Origin of the sequence: Chryseolinea sp. H1M3-3 (assembly GCF_029360725.1) — a bacterium.
GTDB lineage: Bacteria > Bacteroidota > Bacteroidia > Cytophagales > Cyclobacteriaceae > Chryseolinea.
The window spans coordinates 240,024-258,240 of record NZ_JARKMY010000001.1; the positions used below are offsets into that span (position 1 = coordinate 240,024).

Genomic DNA, 18,217 nt, shown 5'->3' on the forward strand with positions numbered 1-18,217 from the left:
CTATTTTTGATACTTGCTTCTTACTACTACTGTTTGTAATGTCTTCGTATTGTTATCTTCAAGATCAGAGCTTCTTCCTGAAAATTTATACGACTGCATGTGTCCTTCAACACCTTCGTGACTAATAAGCTTTTCAATCTCATTCACGATCTCGTTCGTTGCATTAGGCTTAGCGAGTTTGGCGATATTCTCTTTTAATTTAGTTATGCGGGCATTGTCGAAGATCAACTTTAATGCAGTATCTATTAGAGATGACTGTGCATCTTTATCAGCGATCATAATGGCTGCATCTTTTTCGGCAAGTGCTTTTGCATTTTTTGTTTGATGATCTTCGGCAACATTTGGCGATGGAACAAGTATCACGGGTTTCTTCGCGACACAAATTTCAGAAACACTTAAAGCACCTGACCGAGAAATAATGACATCGGCGACAGCGTAGGCCAAATCCATTTCACGCATAAAATCCTGAACTCTTATTTTTCGCAAATCATATTTTGACAGTCTTTCTTTATATGCCTGGTAATAGCCCTTACCTGTTTGCCAAAGCACCTGGATCTGTGCCTCCAACAGTTTGTCAATTCCAGCGATGACACTCTCATTGATGGTGCGGGCCCCAAGGCTACCACCAATAATAAGAAGCGTCTTATACTGTGCGCTAAAACCAAAATGCGCAAGAGCCTGATCCCTTTTTGATTCAAGGCTCAATATGTCTTTGCGCACCGGGTTACCGGTGATAACAATTTTTGCTGCTGGGAAATATTTCTCCATTCCTTCATACGCTACACAAACGCGGCTGGCTTTGTTGGCGACTTGTTTGTTGGCCAGACCAGCAAAAGAATTTTGCTCCTGTATAACGGTAGGTATTCCTTTGCGTGTTGCTGCTATCATTATGGGCCCACTTGCATACCCACCCGTTCCAACCACCACATCAGGTTTAAATTGATTTACAATTTGACGTGCACGGAAATAGCTCACGATAAGTTTCACCGGGAACAATAAATTCGAAAAGGTTAGCTTCCGTTGTAGACCACTAATCCATAAGCCAATAATTTTGTAGCCTGCTTCAGGCACGCGTGTCATTTCCATCCGGCCTTGAGCGCCAATAAAAAGAATCTCTGCACTTGGATATCGCGAACGAAATTCGTTTGCAATAGCGACAGCAGGAAAAATATGACCTCCTGTGCCACCACCACTTACTATCAAACGATATGGTTGTGATTTACTCATTCCAATTAAGCTGCCTTTGCAGTCGCCATGTTTCTATTTTCTTTTTCTCCCGCTTTTGGTTTCCATTCCTGATCACGTTCTCCCCGGCTTACGCTGAGAATGATCCCTACTGCTAAACCAGTAAACACCATTGAGGTACCGCCCATGGATACGAGTGGTAAAGGTTGACCAGTGATAGGCCCTAACCCTACGACTACTCCCATGTTGACCAGCGCCTGACACACCAAATCGAAACTCAATCCGGCAGATAGCAGCCCTCCAAATGCTTTGTCACTGTTGTATGCCGCTTTCATTCCGCGATGTAAAAGCACGAGGTATAACATGATCACAATAACACCTCCGGCCATCCCATACTCTTCAATGACAATAGCGTACACAAAATCTGAATATGGATGTGGCAATATATTTCGCTGATCACTGTTTCCAGGCCCTTTGCCTGTTACACCACCAGTAGCCACCGCGATGCGTGCATGCTTCGCCTGAAAAGGTAATTCATTACCATTCATAAAATTGGTAATGCGGTTGCGTGCAGTCTCACCGCGCACACCAAATTTTACCGCCAACGCTCCAAACAGGACGCCAACAAAAACAAGCATGGCCAAGTATTTCGTAGGAACTCTGCCTATGAACATGACCAGCATACACGTAAGAAAAAGAAGCACTGCAGTTGACAAATTCGTTAACGCAATCAATCCACATATCACACCGCACCAAAATAGAATCGGTATCAACGATTCCTTGATGTCATCGATATTTTGCTGGCGCTTTGAAAGCATGCTTGCAAGATTTACGATCAATGCCAAGCTGGCGAAATCAGACGGCTGAAAAGATCCAATAATGGGAACGTGAATCCATCGTGCTGCATCATTGATCGTAACGCCATTTGTGAAAGTATAGATGAGCAACGGTATGCTAATCCATAAAGCGAACTTCGAAAGCTTAGAGTAGTACCTGTAATCTACGCGATGGGCAAACCACATCGCGGCAACGCCAATTAATACCGTTAAAGTGTGTTTGATCAAGAAGCTCTCAGGGCTCTCGGTACGCTTGTAAGCCAATGTCCCTATAGAACTGTAAACAACCAGAATACTAATGAGGGACAGCGCAAATACAACTGCCCAGATCACGCGATCGCCTTGTAAATTTTCATCGGCCCATGTTTTAAACTTATTCATGAATGTTGGCCCTCCACTTCTTTTTTTAAATCCAATACAGCCTTTCTAAACTGATCTCCCCGATCTTCATAATTTTTGAAAAGATCAAAACTCGCACATGCAGGTGAAAGTAAAACTACGTCGCCAGCCTTTGCTACTTGAAGTGCGTGACGAACAAGGTCCGTTACACTCTGTGTTTCATAAATTTCTTTCACCACATCGTCAAATGCCTTTCTGAGCTTAGTGTTATCCTTTCCTAAACAGATCAGCACTTTGACTTTCTTTTTTACTTCATCTTTGATGAGATTGTAGTCATTCCCTTTATCGACTCCACCAGCGATCCAGATTAAAGATTTTTCATAACTACCCAGACCATATACTACCGAGTCTACATTGGTTGCTTTCGAATCGTTCACAAACTCAACTCCGTTTATCGATGCCACCAATTCAAGGCGATGTGGTGCATTCTTAAAAGTCTTCAATCCGGATTGAATCCTATTCAATGGAATCCCCGCAATAAAAACAGCAGATACTGCAGACATGGTGTTGATTAAATTATGCGGACCTTTTAACGTCGTTTCTGATTGCGCAATTCTAAAATTTTCCTTCAGCCGGAAATCCATCTTCTCTCCGTCAAAATGGACAGGTGCCTTTGATGACGGCGACAACGATACAGGTATCTGCTTTGGAATAAGCGTCCGCTTTGTGACTTCACGTTCTATAATGGGATCATTCACATAATAAATAAAATGTTGTTCGGGTCCCATATTCTGGATCAACTGAAACTTTGAATTGATATAATTGTCCAGCAGATATTCGTATCGATCTAGATGATCAGGAGTAATGTTTAACAATATACCGATCTCAGGTTTAAATGTTTTTATTCCGTCAAGTTGAAAGCTGCTCATTTCCAATACATACCAATCAAATTTCTGAGTAGCCACCTGCCGCGCCATGCTGAATCCAACATTACCGGCTAGCGCCACATTAAAGCCAGCCTCCTTCATTAAATGATAGGTCAATAATGTGGTGGTAGTCTTTCCATTGGTTCCCGTAATAGCAATGATTTTAGCATCGGTATAAAGCGACGCAAATTCTATTTCATCAATAATTGAAATTGAAGCAGCCTTCGCTTTTTTTATGATTTCAGTTTTATAAGGAATGCCTGGACTCTTGATGATGAAAGAAGCATTGAGAATTTTCTCCTCCGAATGCAGATTTTCCTCGAATAAAATATTACTGTCCAGAAGTTCAGTCTTGTATTTGTCCTTAATTGGCCCTTGATCGGAAACAAATACGTCAAAACCCTTCTGTTTCGCGAGCAATGCTGCACCCGTTCCGCTTTCTCCTGCGCCCAATATGACTACTCTTTCGCTCATCTAAGTTTTAAAGTTGCCAGCGATATGATTGCCAATAAAATTCCCACGATCCAAAACCTCGTTACAATTTTTGCCTCGTGAATATTTTTCTTTTGATAGTGGTGATGCAAGGGCGACATTAAAAAAATTCTTCTTCCTTCACCATACTTCTTCTTCGTGTATTTGAAATATGAGACCTGGATAATGACCGAAAGATTTTCTACCAAAAAAATTCCACAAAGTATCGGTATCAATAATTCTTTTCGAACCGCGAGGGCTAATACTGCAATTACACCCCCAAGAGTCAAGCTTCCGGTATCTCCCATAAAAACCTGAGCGGGATAAGCGTTATACCATAAGAACCCAAGACATGCACCAACAAAGGCTGTACAAAATACCACTAACTCACCCAGATTAGGAATGTACATAACATTGAGATAGTCGCTGAAGTCGATACGGCCAGACAAATATGCAAGGATGGCAATGGTAAGTCCGATAATCGCCGAAGTTCCAGCAGCCAGCCCATCAATCCCATCAGTTATATTTGCTCCATTGGAAACTGCCGTGATGATTAAGATCACAACAATTACATAAACAATCCAAGTGTAGTCGACAGGAATAAACGGCACTAAGGTGCTGTAATCGAACTCATTATTTTTAAGAAATGGTACTGTAGTTTTCGTGGACTTAACATCTGTGTATTGAATGCTGCTGTCAAGCTCTCCATTGGCGTTTTCAACAACACCTGGAACCCGCGAATCTTGATTTACTTCGCGAACCACCACTTGCGTGTTAAAATAAAGCGTGAAGCCGACGATTAACCCAATGCCTATCTGTCCAATAATTTTGAATCTTCCGGCAAGCCCCTTCTTATTCTTTCTGAATACTTTAATATAGTCGTCTAAGAAACCAATTAAGCCTAGCCAGCAGGTTGCTGCGACTAAAAGAATCACATAGATGTTGTCAAGCCTGGCAAACAGTAGCGTGGGAACAAGAATGGCCGCGATAATAATGATGCCACCCATCGTGGGTGTGCCCTTTTTTTGGACTTGTCCTTCGAGTCCGAGGTCACGAATTTCTTCACCTACTTGTTTTTTCCTAAGAATGTTTATCAGGTTCTTACCAAAGGTGATGGTAATCAATAAGGAGATAAACGCAGCCATACCGGCTCTGAAAGAGATGTACTGAAATACACCAGCACCAGGTACATCCAATTTGTCGAGATAGTCAAATAAGTAATATAGCATGCGTTAATTGCTTGTTAATCTTAACATTCGTTCAACTACTTCCCTATCATCGAAAGGATGTTTTACTCCCTTGATCTCTTGGTATGTTTCATGCCCTTTGCCGGCAATGAGAATAATATCTTTGTCTTGAGCCAACATACATGCCGTCTTAATAGCCTCTTCGCGATCGGGTATTATTAAAGTCTTGCGAGCTTCTGTTGGCATCACACCGGTCTGCATATCCTTGATAATTTCCATCGGGTCTTCATTTCTGGGATTATCTGAGGTCAGTACTACTTTATCACTCAAGCGGCAAGCAATTGACGCCATCATCGGTCGCTTGGTTTTATCACGGTTTCCGCCGCAGCCCACCACAGTTATTACCTTCTCATTTCCAGATCTGAATTGCGCTATTGTCTCAAGCACATTCTTTAACGCATCGGGAGTGTGGGCATAGTCAACAATTGCAACTTTCTTTGAGCCAGGAAGCACCAGCTCGAATCTTCCTACGGCGCCTTTTAAAGAAGACAACTTTACCAGCACATCGTCAGAATCCTCGCCTAACAAAACAGCTGCTCCGTATACAGCCAGTAGGTTATAAGCATTAAAATCGCCAATCAGTTTAAACCAAACTGTTTTTCCGGCGATCTCAAGTTCAAGGCCCTCTATAGAGTTGGTGATGATCTTTGCTTTGAAGTCCACCATCTTTTTCAATCCAAACGAATACTTCGTAGCTTTTGTGTTTTGCAGCATGACCATCCCACGCTTGTCGTCGGCGTTGACTAAAGCAAATGCATCTGTAGTCAGTTCATCAAAATACTTTTTCTTGGCCTTGATGTAATTTTCGAAAGTGTGATGATAATCAAGGTGATCGTGCGTGATATTCGTGAACAAGGCCCCGACAAATTTCAATCCCGCAATACGTTCCTGATCAATGGCGTGAGAACTTACCTCCATGAATACATGGGTACAAGCGCTATCGACCATCCGCTTCAGCAATTCATTTAATTGTATAGGATCAGGTGTCGTATGCGTCGAGGGAATAATTTCATCTACAATTCGGTTCTCTACCGTTGATATGAGTCCGCATTTGTGACCCAATTCGGTGAACAGTTTAAACAACAACGTCGCTACAGTAGTCTTTCCGTTAGTTCCTGTAACACCTGTGAGCTTTAATTTTTCAGATGGGTTTTCGTAATAATTTGACGCAATGATACCTAACGCCTGACTGCTACTCTTTACCGTGACAACAGTAGCTTTGCCCATGATCTCCTCAGTGGATTTCTCACATACAACGGCCACGGCGCCCATCTCAGCAGCTTTTGAGATGTATTGGTGTCCATCAGACTGTGTTCCTTTCACCGCAATAAAAAGAAATCCCGGTTTGACTTGCCGTGAATCAAAGCAAATTCCTTTAATATCCACAGTCATATCACCGTAGCTAGACGTGAGGGATACTTTGTAGAGTATGTCTTTTAATTCAGGCACTGATTGGTTGTAGTCCTTTAGTTATCGTTGTGATTGGTGTGATGTGTGAGAGGAGTGTCGTCTATCCGAGTCTTATAAAAATTCTGCTACCTTTTTCTATTCGCCCCCCTGGATTTAAAGATTGCCTAATCACCCTACCTTTTCCTTCGTAAGAGACACTTAGGCCAGAATTCTCAAGCAGATAAATCGCATCGCGAAACGTCATACCGGTGACGTCCGGAACAATATCCCTACCGTGAATTGCTTTTTTCCACTTTACGCTACCGCCATTGCTGGCAGATTTCACCCACTCCTCCTCAGTTAATGATCTGTTTGATATACCCAATGCGTTGCAGAGCATGGTTAACTCGTGTTGGTTTCCGGCCCGTATGACGGGAAGCTTATCCTGCGCAACAAATTTCTTTGTATCCAAGGGCCGATGCAGGTTAATATCGCGTGCATATATATTGTCGGCAACTTCTTTAAACACCGGTGCAGCAACACTACTTCCATATTGATGCCATCCTCGCGGGTTTTTGATAAGTACAATGGCACTATACTTGGGTTGGTGAGCCGGAAAATACCCCACAAAAGATGTTATGTATTTCCGTGTATAGCGTCCTTTCTCAAGAATTTGTGCCGTACCGGTTTTTCCAGCTATTCGATAATGTGTTCCCTTTATATTTTTTGCTGTTCCATTTTCAACTACGCCTTCCAGCAGAAGTTTCAGTTTGTTAAGGGTCTTGGTAGAGCAAATCTTTTTATTAATGACTTGTGTATCAAAAACGTCTTCCTCTTGGTCGGCATGTTTTACCGACTTGACAAAAACAGGCTTTATCATTTCACCATCATTAGCCACAGCATTATACAACGCGAGGGTGTGTAAGGGAGTAATTTCAAATCCGTAACCATATGCCATCCATGGCAGGCTTATTCCACTCCAACCTTTTTGCCCCGGACGTTTTATTTTCGGAGTTGGTTCACCGATGATCTGAAGACCGAGTGGTTTGGACAGCTTCAACTGATCAATATAGTCTACAAACTTCTGCGGCCTTAATCCAAAATGTTTATCCACTAACTTAGCCATTGCAACGTTCGAGGAATGCTCAAAAGCTTCCTGAATAGAAACTGTTCCCAACCCGCCTTCTTCATGATCGCGAACGGTTTTATTGTAAAAGTCAAACTCACCATTTCCAGTATCAATGCTGTCACTTAACTCTATCGGGCTGTCTTCCAAAAGCGCCATCATCGTGACCAACTTGAATGTAGAGCCCGGTTCAAATAATTGAGCTGCCGCAAAATTGTATTTCTCATGGAAGTTGCCATGTCCGTCGGAGCTTAAATTTGATATTGCCTTAATAGCGCCGGTTTTAACCTCCATCACAACGATAAGTCCATCTGCAGCATCATGTTGCTTCATGGCTTTATACAGCGCAGTTTCTGCTACGTCTTGTAAATTAATGTCCAGCGTAGTTTGTATATCCAGGCCGTTAACAGCTTTGACATTATTCGCATCAAAAATTGGTTTCCAAACACCTCCGGCAATTTTCTGATAATAAGCATAGCCATCCTGTCCACCTAGCTGCTTGTTGAAGCTGTATTCAAGTCCTACTCCTTTGTCATTTTCGTTAACATACCCTATCGTTCGTCCACTCAAATTGGAAAACGGTCTATAACGGATATCGACCTTTTCAAAAATGGTACCGCCACGAAGTCTTCCCTCGCGGAAGATGGGCCATGTCATCATCATCTTTTTCTCCTGGTAATCAATCCGCTTTCGATTAAGAATAATGTATTGCTTTCCCGACTTACGTGCATCAATCAACATTCGACGATAATCGGTCTTGGATTTATCCTTGAAGAAACGCGAGAGATTATATGCAAGTGAATCTACACCTTTGTTAAAAATATCATCGTTAGGAAGCGTTGCATCAAAAGCCACTTTATAAAATGGTAATGATGTGGCTAACAGGCTTCCATTGTCTGAATAAATATTTCCGCGCGTAGCTTTTACTCTTTTGTAGTCAAATGATATTCGCTCACCCATTGCTTCCCACTTCTCCCCTTCTGCAAATTGTATGTGCGCAGTCTTCACGACAATTGCGATCGCAAAGAGTACAGCAAATAAAAATGCTACACGGACTCTGAGTAATATGGACTTCTTAATATTCACCTTCTGGTATTTCGATTTTAAAAGGCGGTGATAAACTTTCTTTTAATTCAAGATCTTTTACTTTTTTTGCTACCTCTGATTGCTTGCTGGCAAACATGAGATCCGATTTCAATGTTGTATAGTCCGCGCGTAAATCTTCAACTTCAGCCTGAATGATATTAATCTTGCGCACGGTCTTTTCAGCGTAATGCGTATTGCTGATGTAAATCAATCCCAGTGCTAACACAAATAAGATCTTAGGCAGATATTTAACCGGGAAACCTTCTTCAAAATAATTTTCAAGTTTTAGCCTCCTTTCAATACCCGCAAAGACGCCACTGGCAAGTCCTTTGCTTTTTGTTTTAGGTTTGATTTTAAACTTATTTCCTGTCATTCTTATTCAAAATGGTTACCGTTTGCTGTTAATGTAAGTGCATCCAGATTAACGGATTAAGGTTATATCTTCTCAGCTACACGCAACTTTGCACTTCGTGCTCTTTTATTATGTTCTACTTCTTCCTCCGAAGCTTCAATCGGTTTTCGATTAATAGCTTTGAACGGTTTTAATTCATTTCCAAAAAAATCTTTATCGACTTCACCAAATACTTTTCCCTTGTTGATGTAGTTCTTCACCATCCGATCTTCAAGCGAATGGTACGACATCACTACCAACCGGCCGCCTTCGGCAATCACATCGCCACATTGGTGCAAAAAATCTTCAAGCGCTTTCATTTCTTCATTGACTTCAATGCGAAGGGCTTGAAACACCTGGGCGAAATATTTATTCTCCTTACCCCTGGGGGCTATGGGCTGAAGCGCTGCTTTTAAATCCTCCGTTCTCTGAAAAGGATTTGTTACCCTCCGTTGAGTAACGAGCTTTGCAGCGGTTTTCGCGTTCTTCAGTTCACCATACATCCCAAAGATCTTGTGGAGTTGATCTTCATGGTATTCATTCAATACTTTAGCAGCCGTGAGTGATATTGTTTTATCCATTCGCATATCCAGCGGACCATCAAATCGTGTTGAAAAACCACGTTCCGGTGAATCGATCTGATGCGAGGATATTCCCAGGTCGGCAAGAATACCATTGACAGCAGTAACTCCGTTTAATTTCAAATACCTTTTCATGTACATGAAATTCGCTTGACAAAATGTAAAAGAACGATCCTTGATTTTTTCAGCTTCGTGTTTAGCATCTTCATCCTGATCAAATGCGATCAAGCGGCCACCTTCCAACTTCTCAAGAATTTTTAAACTGTGTCCACCTCCGCCAAAAGTGACATCTACATACGTCCCTTCCGCCTGTATCTGTAACGCTTCGATGCATTCGTGCAACATAACCGGCTGATGATAATTACTCATAGCCACAAATGATAAGTTTTAAATTTCAATCCGATTATTCTTTCAAAACCTATCATCTTACATTCGAAGCCAGACTTGCCGCTTGACGTTACTTACTTGTCAAGATGCTTTTCAGCCAACTTCGAGTATTCACGCTGGTCTCTGATCAAATGCTTTTCATATGTGGCTGGATCCCAAAGCACTATTTTGGTTCCCATCCCAATGAAGATCACATCTTTCTGAAGTTGCGCGTACGAGAGCATATTCTTGGGGATCAGAAAACGACCATTGTCATCTAATTCAACCATGGTGATGCTGGAAAAGAAATTCAGTTGTAACTGTCGGTTCTCCTCGTTGAAGTCACTCAATCCCGAAACTTTTGACATTACTTTTTTGAACTCCAGCATTGGGTAAATATTTAGATGAGGCTCAAATCCCATTTGGATAACGAGTTCATGACCTTCCTCTCCAGGCAACTGTGCCTTGAATTTGGAAGGCAAAACGAGTCTGCCTTTGGAATCTAGCTTACTATCATATCTACCGGTGAAGAAGGTCATAGACGTAGTGGTTGTCTTTTACTCCTAATAGCAAACTTAGATAATTTTAAACCACTTTCAACCACTTTTTACCACAATTTTACATTTTGATGAATAAAATGCTGGAAAATGCGTATAAAATGCATTTCTAAAGTAGTTTGGAAGAGCTCGATTAGATAATGACGTGGCGCTCGAGCAGGGAGTTTACGTCCTCAATGGGCATTTCAAGCGATTGTAAAAGAATTTCTTTGGTATGTTCTCCGAAATGCGGAGGTGGTAGAAAGTGGGAGGAAGTAGACTGAAAGTTACTGGCAACAAAGGTCTTCACACCAATTCTATCCTCTGAATGGATTAGAAGTGATTGCGCCTCATTCATACTAAAAACCTCTTGCATGTTTCTCAGGATGCCATAAGGAATATTGGCATCGAGAAGTAGCTGTGTAACGTAATTTAGGAGGCGGGTTTTAAAGAGATCACTCAGTATAACATTCAGGCTGATTCGATTTTTCACTCTCGAAGCATTTACCCGAAATTCCGGCTCTGTCGCCAGATCAGCTTTGCCTAATATGGAGCACAACGTCTGAAATTGTCGATCGCTCCCTACAGCCAAAAGAATTTCGTGGCCATCGGCTGTTGTGAAAATATCGCCATAAGGAGCAATGTTAGGATGGGCAGAGCCTTGCTTTTGGGGTATCATTCCGGCGACCAACCAATTCGTGGCTTGGTTCGCTAAAGAAGCAATGGCTGCTTGTAAAAGAGAAACTTCGATAAAATCGCCTTTTCCAGTTTTACCTTTTTGCAGCATCGCTAACAGAATGCCTTCCTTTAAATGGTGCGCCGCAATAACGTCCATAAGCGCAACAGGCATCTTCAATGAACTGCCTTGGGGTTCTCCATTCATAAACATGAAACCCGCCTCTGCCTGAATCACAGCATCGTAACCAACGCGGGGGGTACCCGAACCAAATCCCGTGATTTGACCATAGATGAGTTGGGGATTTAGCGCGGATAACGCGTCATAATCTACTCCAAGTTTTTCGGCGTCTCCAGGTTTGTAACTTGCTACAACAATGTCTGATTTTTTCGCAAGGTCGTAAACGATTGTTCTTCCCTCTGGCGTATTTAAATCTAATGCAATAGATTTTTTGCCCCAGTTTACAGAGCAAAAATAAGATGACCGATCGTCCGTATTTTCGCCCGGCAATTTCCATGTACGTGTTACGTCGCCGCCCGTGTGCAAATTCTCGATCTTGATAACCTCTGCCCCTAATTCGGCAAAAAACTGTCCCACACTTGGTCCCGCAAGAACTGAGGCTAATTCCAATACTTTTAATTCATTGAGCATGATCAGTGACTGTAAACACGACGAAAATGTAAATCATTTCCTGCATTTTTACATTTTGCCAATCATAAAACATTGCAAATGGACAAGGTTTGTTTAGTTACGTGGTGCATCTTATTATTTGGTTGTTCTTCAAAAGAGCAAGCCTCCGTTGATTTGAAGAGTGGTATATGGCGCGCTACTGTTGAAATTCAAGGAAAAGAATTGCCGTTTAATTTTGACGTGCAGCGAGACGGAAACAAAACGGTTGTTTACTTAATAAATGCTGAAGAGCGATTGCTATTAGATGAAGTAAAAGTCGATGGTGATTCGGTAGACATTGTTATGCACATTTTTGATGCGAATATTAAAGCTCGCCTTAAAGGCGACACGTTGGAAGGATTATTCATTAAAAATTTTGCGACCGATTATCGTTTACCTTTTCAGGCTGTTCATGGACAATGGCACCGGTTTAACAAGAGTACCAATCAATTAGAAATACCTGACTTCTCAGGTAAATATGAAGTAAAATTTGTTCACGAGGCGGACACAACTCCGGCGATAGCGATTTTTAAACAGGCGGAGGATAGTGTTACCGGAACCTTTCTTACACCAACCGGAGACTATAGATTTTTACAAGGAAATGTAGTGAACGGAACACTTCACCTAAGCACCTTTGACGGAAACTATGCGTACCTATTTACTGCGGCAAAGCAGTTAGACGGATCGTTAGTTGGAGAATATTATTCAGGTAAAACATGGAAAGAATCCTGGACAGCCCGCCGAAATGACAATGCTTCTTTACCCGATGCCGACAAGCTCACCTACTTGAAAGAAGGATATGAGCGCGTGGAATTTAACTTCCCAGATGTGAATGGAAATAACGTTAGCCTAAATGATGACAAATACAAGAATAAAGTAGTGGTGCTTCAAATTTTTGGGACCTGGTGCCCGAATTGCATGGATGAAACTAAATTCCTGGCTCCCTGGTATCGGGAAAATAAAGGTCGTGGAGTTGAGATTATTGGTTTGGCGTACGAGCGAAAACCTGACTTTACGTATGCCAGTAATCGCGTAAAGAAAATGGTCGATAAGCTTAATGTCTCCTATGACTTCGTTATTGCGGGCACCGACGACAAGGACAAGGCCTCAGAAACTTTACCAATGCTCAATCGTGTGGTTGCCTTTCCTACCACTATTTTCATTGGAAAAGATGGAAAAGTGAAGAAGATTCATACTGGCTTTTCCGGGCCCAGTACTGGTATTTACTATGAACAGTATAAAGAGCAATTCAATCAAACCGTTAATGAACTTTTAGCGCAAGATATAGCGTTGAAATAATTGCTTAGTTTTGCCAATCAAAATCATGGAATTCTCAAATAAATCGATTGCAACCGCTGATACTCTTAAAATAGGAAAGGGGAAGCGCGTTGTTGTCGGGCTCTCAGGGGGTGTGGATTCCAGTGTGGCTGCATACATTCTTAAAGAACAGGGTTATGAAGTCATCGGGATGTTTATGAAGAACTGGCACGACGATTCTGTAACTATCAGCAAAGAATGTCCGTGGCTCGATGATAGCAATGATGCCATGATTGTTGCCCAACATTTAGGTATCCCTTTTCAGGCGATAGATCTTAGCAAAGAATACAAAGAACGAATTGTAGATTACATGTTCGCCGAATATCAGAGGGGCCGAACACCAAACCCGGATGTATTGTGTAATCGTGAAATCAAGTTTGATATTTTCTTAAATGCTGCGTTAAAAATCGGGGCTGATTTTGTTGCAACGGGTCACTATGCGCGAAAATCTGAAATCGAAAAAGAGGGGAAGAAAATCTTTCGCCTACTAAGTGGCAAAGATTCAAATAAAGATCAAAGCTACTTTTTGTGCCAACTCACACAAGCACAACTTTCGAAATCACTCTTTCCTGTGGGCGAGTTGCTTAAGCCAGAGGTTAGAGAGATTGCCCGTAAAATAAATCTGGTAACAGCAGATAAAAAGGATTCGCAAGGGTTATGCTTTGTGGGTAAGGTGCATCTACCTGATTTCTTGCAACAACGTTTGGAGGCTAAGAAAGGAAAAGTGATTGAGGTACCCGCTGATTCACCGGCATTCAAGAATGGTTATGAACCTTCAGATTTGAAAAATCTTTCAGCGAGTTATAGTCTGTCAGCCGACCTGGGTGAAACTATCGGAGAACACAAGGGTGCGCACTATTACACGATTGGGCAGCGCAAAGGTCTCAACCTGGGCGGCTACGAAAAACCCCTTTTTGTAATAGGCACGGATACAAACGAAAACATTATTTACACAGGGATGGGCGAAAATCATCCGGGCCTATATCGTAAAGGGTTGTTCGTTGCAACGACCGATATCCATTGGGTTAGACCAGATCATACTTTGGAAATTGGTAACTCAAGAAAGTATTCTGCACGGGTACGATACAGACAAAGCCTTGTACCCTGCACCCTGAACAGAAGTCCAGAAGGACTTTATATCATTTTTGACAGCCCACAAAAAAGTATTACACCAGGTCAATTTGCCGCCTGGTATGATGGCGACGAATTGATTGGTTCTGGCGTGATCAATTAGTTCTTAGAATTTTCCTTCTGTTATTCCACTTACTCCGCCCGAAACAATATACTTCATTGCCGCAGGTCCAGAAATATTTAATGGCGTGACGCGCTCTTTGGGTATGATATAATGTAGCCCAGAAAAAGCATACGAATGTGGCAGATATACAGACACCATATCTTTCAGCCCGAGTTCTTTGAGATCGGCTTGTGTAATAAATCCAATTTGATATAATTTATTTTCCTGATTGATTTCTACCAGCACTGGTTTGTTGAATTTTTTCTTTTCACCAACAAAAGCATCGAGCAAGTCTTTTATAGCGCCATAAATTAATTTAACCAAAGGGATTTTATTCATCAGTCGGTCAAACCAATGTGTGAATGTCTGGAAAGCAAAGTTGGTCGTGAGATATCCAAACAACGTAATCGCCAGGAAAATAATAGCGAAGCCCAGGCCCGGATAAGGAAGTTCCAACAAGTCATCTAGCTCGCGAAAGGAAATATAAATCACATAGACCGTCGCGAGCAATGGTACGATAAAAAGGGTGCCACTAAAAAAGTAGCGAAGGATACGTTTGAAGATGTGGTCCATAGTTTTGTAATAAAAAAGGCTCCCGGTTTTTCGGAAGCCTTAGTTTTTTAATTTTTTATCTTCTTTATAATGAAAATCCTAAGAAACTAAGGAATCCAAAAGACATTAACCCTACGAGGATAAATGTTATGCCGAGTCCTTTCAGCGGTCCGGGAACATTTGAATATTTCATCTTTTCGCGAACACCAGCTAGTGCCACAATTGCCAATAACCAACCGATACCGGAACCGAACCCATACACAGTAGCCTCAGTAAGATTGTAGGGTCTCCCCACCATGAATAAAGCGCCGCCAAGAATGGAGCAATTAACCGCGATCAGAGGAAGAAAAATTCCTAAAGTTCCATACAGTGCCGGTGAAAATTTTTCCACGGCCATTTCAGTTAATTGAACAACGGCAGCGATAACAGAAATGAATACAATAAATTGAAGAAAGTTGAGATCAATGCTAGCAAAATCTGCACTTACCCATGCCAATGCGCCAGCATTTAAAACGTAATTCTGAATTAACCAATTAATTGGAATCGTAATTCCAAGCACGAACACTACAGCAACACCCAAACCAAATGCAGTGCTAACTTTCTTAGAAATTGCAAGAAATGAACACATTCCAAGAAAATACGCGAAGATCATGTTATCAATAAAGATAGACCTGACCCCGATGTTTATAAGATTTTCCATTCTTTTAGAAAATTAGTGTGTTTCACGATAACCGTTCATACTTCTTTGAATCCAGATAATAATCCCTAGGATTATACACGCGCCTGCGGGTAGCAACATCAGGCCATTTCCCTGATAATGAAGTCCGATCAAATCAAAAACTTTAAATCCAAACAGTGCACCGCTGCCTAAAAATTCGCGAAAAAATGCTATTGTCATTAAAATCAATCCGTAGCCTAACCCATTTCCTAAACCATCCAAAAATGATGGACCCGGCTTGTTACTCATGGCGTAAGCTTCCAATCTACCCATTACAATACAGTTGGTTATAATCAATCCCACAAATACGGAAAGCTGTTTTGATACGTCATATACGTAAGCTTTCAATAATTCATTCACCAATGTGACCCACAGGGATACAACAGCCAATTGCACTATAATTCTAATACGCGAGGGAATTGAGTTACGCATTGCCGAAATAGCGACGTTGGAACAAGCGGTTACAATGGTCAAGCTAACTGCCATTATAAACGCTGGCTTGAGTTGTGTCGTTACTGCTAAGGCCGAGCAAATTCCCAATACCTGAACTGTAATCGGATTATCAATATCCAGGGGGTTCGTGATGAGCTTTTTATTCTTTTTAGTAAAGAGCGGCTCGCTTTTTTTTACTTCTACTTTTTCAACAGTTTCGCTCATATCTTTAGCTATTTGTTTTTTTCTTTTTTAGATACCTCTCGTAACTCTGGAGATAGTCGCTTAACATGTTGTTGACACCCTTTGCAGTAAGTGTTGCTCCAGACATGCCATCTACTTTATGCTTATCGTCGCTGTAGTCATTTCCCTCTCCTTTCATCATGGTAACTGAAACTAGTTTATCCCCTTCATAGATAGATTTACCTTGATATCTTGCCTGAAGTTCCGGGTCGGATTCTATTCGTGCTCCTAAACCAGGTGTTTCTCCTTTGTGATCAAACTTAACGCCTTTTATGGTATTCATATCTGACTCCAGTGCCACAAATCCCCATATATCATTCCATAGTCCATAGCCATAAACCGGGAGAACTACATTGTCCACTTTGCTGGAATCGCTTTCATTCACAAATTCGTAAACGGGTAGGAGACGGTCTTTAGCAGGTTTCTTATATTCAACCGACAGGTTAACATCTTGTGGTTTAACATCACTCCTTACATCCCCGTTGAAATCAACCACAAATTGTTTAACACGCTGCTCGTAAAGACGATTAACATCCTGGCCTTCCTCGATGTTAATAACAGTGGAAAGAATATTCTTTTTTTGCTCAAGCGCTACATTAAACTGTTGCTTTTCTTTCAAGCCTTCAGCAGCCATTGCTAGCAGTCCACCGCATACGATGGTAAGAACCGCAGCATATATTACGATATATGAATTAGACTGTCGCACGTTTTAATCTACGTTTTTTGTTTGCATTTACTACAAAATAATCAATCAGCGGAGCGAATACATTCATCAGAAGTATTGCCAACATAATTCCTTCCGGGTATGCAGGATTGAAGACACGAATAAGCACGGTCATAACACCAATCAATGCTCCATAAATCCATTTACCCGTTTCAGTTTGTGAAGCAGTAACCGGATCTGTGGCCATAAATACTGCACCAAATGCCAATCCACCCATTACCAAATGATAATGAGCAGGTAATTCAACAAAAGGGTTTCCTCCTACCGCATTTAAAAAGAGTCCCATTCCAAATGCTCCTGCGAAAACACTTACAATAATCTTCCAACTACCTACTCCAGTGAAGATTAATATGAAAGCACCAATCAAACACATTAAAGTAGACGTTTCACCAACGCTACCGGGTATCAATCCAAGAAACATATTTTCAAAACTATAGAGGTGGTCTGCCCAGCCAGTACCGAAATGAGTTAAAGCATTTACAGCATTCTCACCTGTAGTTATCGAGTTTGCCGCAATAGCAAGTGGCGTCGCTCCAGAGTAACCCTCCACAGTTTTAACACCTTCGGGCAGATACGTCCAAACTTCACCGGCGATGTCTACCGGGTAAGCAAAATATAAAAAAGCGCGTGCCGTTAATGCAACATTCACCACGTTCATTCCGGTTCCCCCAAAAGCCTCTTTTCCAATAATAACAGCAAATACAGTGGCTATTGCTACTTGCCACAAGGGAACATCCGGCGGCATGACCAAAGGTATGAGCATACCGGTTACGAGGAACCCTTCATTAACCGGGTGTCTTCTAAACGTTGCAAATATAAATTCAACCCCCAGGCCAGCCGCATAAGAAACAATGATGATAGGAACAACCTGCACCAGACCGATCCAAAACATTTCACCAATGCTTCCTTCCTGACCTATTGCCAAAAAATGCTGGTAGCCAATGTTAAAAATTCCAAAGATCAGGCACGGTACCATTGCAATAATGACCGTCATCATAAGCCGTTTCATGTCAACAGCATCTCTGATTTGCGCGCCTTTTGGAGGAGTAGTTGTATTGGGTACAAATGCAAACGTATCGAAGGCCTCGAAAACATAGTAGTATTTCTCCCACTTGCCTCCTTTTTCAAAATTGTGTTTTGCCTTATCCAGGGCGTCGCGTAAAAACTTCATAT

At 41.7% G+C, this 18,217-nt stretch carries 17 protein-coding genes; 2 read left to right on the forward strand and 15 right to left on the reverse strand.

All coding sequences use genetic code 11. From position 1 onward, the window contains the following. The 10 genes from murG to P2W71_RS00985 all read right to left on the reverse strand — a co-directional run bounded on the left by murG (position 1) and on the right by P2W71_RS00985 (position 11,806). The gene (gene murG, locus P2W71_RS00940; protein WP_276365824.1) at positions 1-1,227 is read right to left on the reverse strand and encodes an undecaprenyldiphospho-muramoylpentapeptide beta-N-acetylglucosaminyltransferase; all 1,227 of its coding nucleotides are present in this window, start codon (positions 1,225-1,227) and stop codon (positions 1-3) included. A 5-nt stretch (positions 1,228-1,232) separates the two neighbouring features. Beyond that, positions 1,233-2,402, reverse strand: a complete 1,170-nt coding sequence (locus P2W71_RS00945) for a putative peptidoglycan glycosyltransferase FtsW (protein ID WP_276365829.1) — start codon at positions 2,400-2,402, stop codon at positions 1,233-1,235. Further along, positions 2,399-3,760 carry a UDP-N-acetylmuramoyl-L-alanine--D-glutamate ligase gene (gene murD, locus P2W71_RS00950; protein WP_276365832.1) on the reverse strand — a complete coding sequence of 454 codons (1,362 nt, stop codon included), beginning with the start codon at positions 3,758-3,760 and terminating at the stop codon, positions 2,399-2,401. The genes P2W71_RS00945 and murD overlap by 4 nt, the downstream gene beginning before the upstream one ends. Continuing rightward, positions 3,757-4,986 (reverse strand): phospho-N-acetylmuramoyl-pentapeptide-transferase, encoded by a 1,230-nt coding sequence (gene mraY / locus P2W71_RS00955; RefSeq protein ID WP_276365835.1) that lies wholly within the window; start codon positions 4,984-4,986, stop codon positions 3,757-3,759. Before mraY ends, murD begins: the two co-directional genes overlap by 4 nt. A gap of 3 nt (positions 4,987-4,989) precedes the next feature. Further along, on the reverse strand, positions 4,990-6,453 hold the full coding sequence (locus P2W71_RS00960; RefSeq protein ID WP_276365837.1) for a UDP-N-acetylmuramoyl-L-alanyl-D-glutamate--2,6-diaminopimelate ligase: 1,464 nt from the start codon (positions 6,451-6,453) through the stop codon (positions 4,990-4,992). 61 nt (positions 6,454-6,514) lie between these two features. Further along, entirely contained in the window at positions 6,515-8,605 is a 2,091-nt protein-coding gene (locus P2W71_RS00965) for a penicillin-binding protein (RefSeq protein ID WP_276365839.1), read from the reverse strand. Then, positions 8,595-8,978, reverse strand: a complete 384-nt coding sequence (locus P2W71_RS00970; protein ID WP_276365840.1) for an FtsL-like putative cell division protein — start codon at positions 8,976-8,978, stop codon at positions 8,595-8,597. Before P2W71_RS00970 ends, P2W71_RS00965 begins: the two co-directional genes overlap by 11 nt. 62 nt (positions 8,979-9,040) lie before the next feature. Beyond that, positions 9,041-9,946, reverse strand: a complete 906-nt coding sequence (rsmH, locus tag P2W71_RS00975) for a 16S rRNA (cytosine(1402)-N(4))-methyltransferase RsmH (RefSeq protein WP_276365841.1) — start codon at positions 9,944-9,946, stop codon at positions 9,041-9,043. A gap of 92 nt (positions 9,947-10,038) precedes the next feature. After that, the gene (gene mraZ, locus P2W71_RS00980; RefSeq protein WP_276365843.1) at positions 10,039-10,482 is read right to left on the reverse strand and encodes a division/cell wall cluster transcriptional repressor MraZ; all 444 of its coding nucleotides are present in this window, start codon (positions 10,480-10,482) and stop codon (positions 10,039-10,041) included. Positions 10,483-10,633: 151 nt separating this feature from the next. Next, a complete protein-coding gene (locus P2W71_RS00985; RefSeq protein ID WP_276365846.1) occupies positions 10,634-11,806 on the reverse strand; it encodes a CaiB/BaiF CoA-transferase family protein in 1,173 nt (390 codons plus the stop codon). 78 nt (positions 11,807-11,884) lie between these two features. Here P2W71_RS00985 and P2W71_RS00990 point away from each other — a divergent pair, with 78 nt between their 5' ends. After that, positions 11,885-13,123 carry a TlpA disulfide reductase family protein gene (locus P2W71_RS00990; protein ID WP_276365849.1) on the forward strand — a complete coding sequence of 413 codons (1,239 nt, stop codon included), beginning with the start codon at positions 11,885-11,887 and terminating at the stop codon, positions 13,121-13,123. A 25-nt stretch (positions 13,124-13,148) separates the two neighbouring features. Next, positions 13,149-14,375 carry a tRNA 2-thiouridine(34) synthase MnmA gene (gene mnmA / locus P2W71_RS00995; RefSeq protein WP_276365852.1) on the forward strand — a complete coding sequence of 409 codons (1,227 nt, stop codon included), beginning with the start codon at positions 13,149-13,151 and terminating at the stop codon, positions 14,373-14,375. Positions 14,376-14,378: 3 nt separating this feature from the next. Here the strand turns inward: mnmA and P2W71_RS01000 are convergent, their stop codons facing one another. The 5 genes from P2W71_RS01000 to P2W71_RS01020 all read right to left on the reverse strand — a co-directional run bounded on the left by P2W71_RS01000 (position 14,379) and on the right by P2W71_RS01020 (position 18,215). After that, entirely contained in the window at positions 14,379-14,948 is a 570-nt protein-coding gene (locus tag P2W71_RS01000) for a DUF502 domain-containing protein (protein ID WP_276365855.1), read from the reverse strand. A gap of 64 nt (positions 14,949-15,012) precedes the next feature. After that, positions 15,013-15,627 carry an NADH:ubiquinone reductase (Na(+)-transporting) subunit E gene (gene nqrE / locus P2W71_RS01005; RefSeq protein ID WP_276365858.1) on the reverse strand — a complete coding sequence of 205 codons (615 nt, stop codon included), beginning with the start codon at positions 15,625-15,627 and terminating at the stop codon, positions 15,013-15,015. 12 nt (positions 15,628-15,639) lie between these two features. Continuing rightward, entirely contained in the window at positions 15,640-16,302 is a 663-nt protein-coding gene (locus P2W71_RS01010) for an NADH:ubiquinone reductase (Na(+)-transporting) subunit D (RefSeq protein WP_276365861.1), read from the reverse strand. Between the two features lie 4 nt (positions 16,303-16,306). Beyond that, positions 16,307-17,026, reverse strand: coding sequence for an NADH:ubiquinone reductase (Na(+)-transporting) subunit C (gene nqrC / locus P2W71_RS01015; RefSeq protein WP_276365863.1), 720 nt, complete (start codon positions 17,024-17,026; stop codon positions 16,307-16,309). Continuing rightward, positions 17,013-18,215, reverse strand: a complete 1,203-nt coding sequence (locus tag P2W71_RS01020) for an NADH:ubiquinone reductase (Na(+)-transporting) subunit B (protein WP_276365866.1) — start codon at positions 18,213-18,215, stop codon at positions 17,013-17,015. Before P2W71_RS01020 ends, nqrC begins: the two co-directional genes overlap by 14 nt. Positions 18,216-18,217: the final 2 nt, after the last annotated feature.

What these genes read in the sequence shown, in the direction of transcription:
- murG (WP_276365824.1), bottom strand. Translation starts at nt 1,227, where the DNA reads ATGAGTAAATCACAACCATATCGTTTGATAGTAAGTGGTGGTGGCACA.
- P2W71_RS00945 (WP_276365829.1), bottom strand. Translation starts at nt 2,402, where the DNA reads ATGAATAAGTTTAAAACATGGGCCGATGAAAATTTACAAGGCGATCGC.
- murD (WP_276365832.1), bottom strand. Translation starts at nt 3,760, where the DNA reads ATGAGCGAAAGAGTAGTCATATTGGGCGCAGGAGAAAGCGGAACGGGT.
- mraY (WP_276365835.1), bottom strand. Translation starts at nt 4,986, where the DNA reads ATGCTATATTACTTATTTGACTATCTCGACAAATTGGATGTACCTGGT.
- P2W71_RS00970 (WP_276365840.1), bottom strand. Translation starts at nt 8,978, where the DNA reads ATGACAGGAAATAAGTTTAAAATCAAACCTAAAACAAAAAGCAAAGGA.
- rsmH (WP_276365841.1), bottom strand. Translation starts at nt 9,946, where the DNA reads ATGAGTAATTATCATCAGCCGGTTATGTTGCACGAATGCATCGAAGCG.
- mraZ (WP_276365843.1), bottom strand. Translation starts at nt 10,482, where the DNA reads ATGACCTTCTTCACCGGTAGATATGATAGTAAGCTAGATTCCAAAGGC.
- P2W71_RS00985 (WP_276365846.1), bottom strand. Translation starts at nt 11,806, where the DNA reads ATGCTCAATGAATTAAAAGTATTGGAATTAGCCTCAGTTCTTGCGGGA.
- P2W71_RS00990 (WP_276365849.1), top strand. Translation starts at nt 11,885, where the DNA reads ATGGACAAGGTTTGTTTAGTTACGTGGTGCATCTTATTATTTGGTTGT.
- mnmA (WP_276365852.1), top strand. Translation starts at nt 13,149, where the DNA reads ATGGAATTCTCAAATAAATCGATTGCAACCGCTGATACTCTTAAAATA.
- P2W71_RS01000 (WP_276365855.1), bottom strand. Translation starts at nt 14,948, where the DNA reads ATGGACCACATCTTCAAACGTATCCTTCGCTACTTTTTTAGTGGCACC.
- nqrE (WP_276365858.1), bottom strand. Translation starts at nt 15,627, where the DNA reads ATGGAAAATCTTATAAACATCGGGGTCAGGTCTATCTTTATTGATAAC.
- P2W71_RS01010 (WP_276365861.1), bottom strand. Translation starts at nt 16,302, where the DNA reads ATGAGCGAAACTGTTGAAAAAGTAGAAGTAAAAAAAAGCGAGCCGCTC.
- P2W71_RS01020 (WP_276365866.1), bottom strand. Translation starts at nt 18,215, where the DNA reads ATGAAGTTTTTACGCGACGCCCTGGATAAGGCAAAACACAATTTTGAA.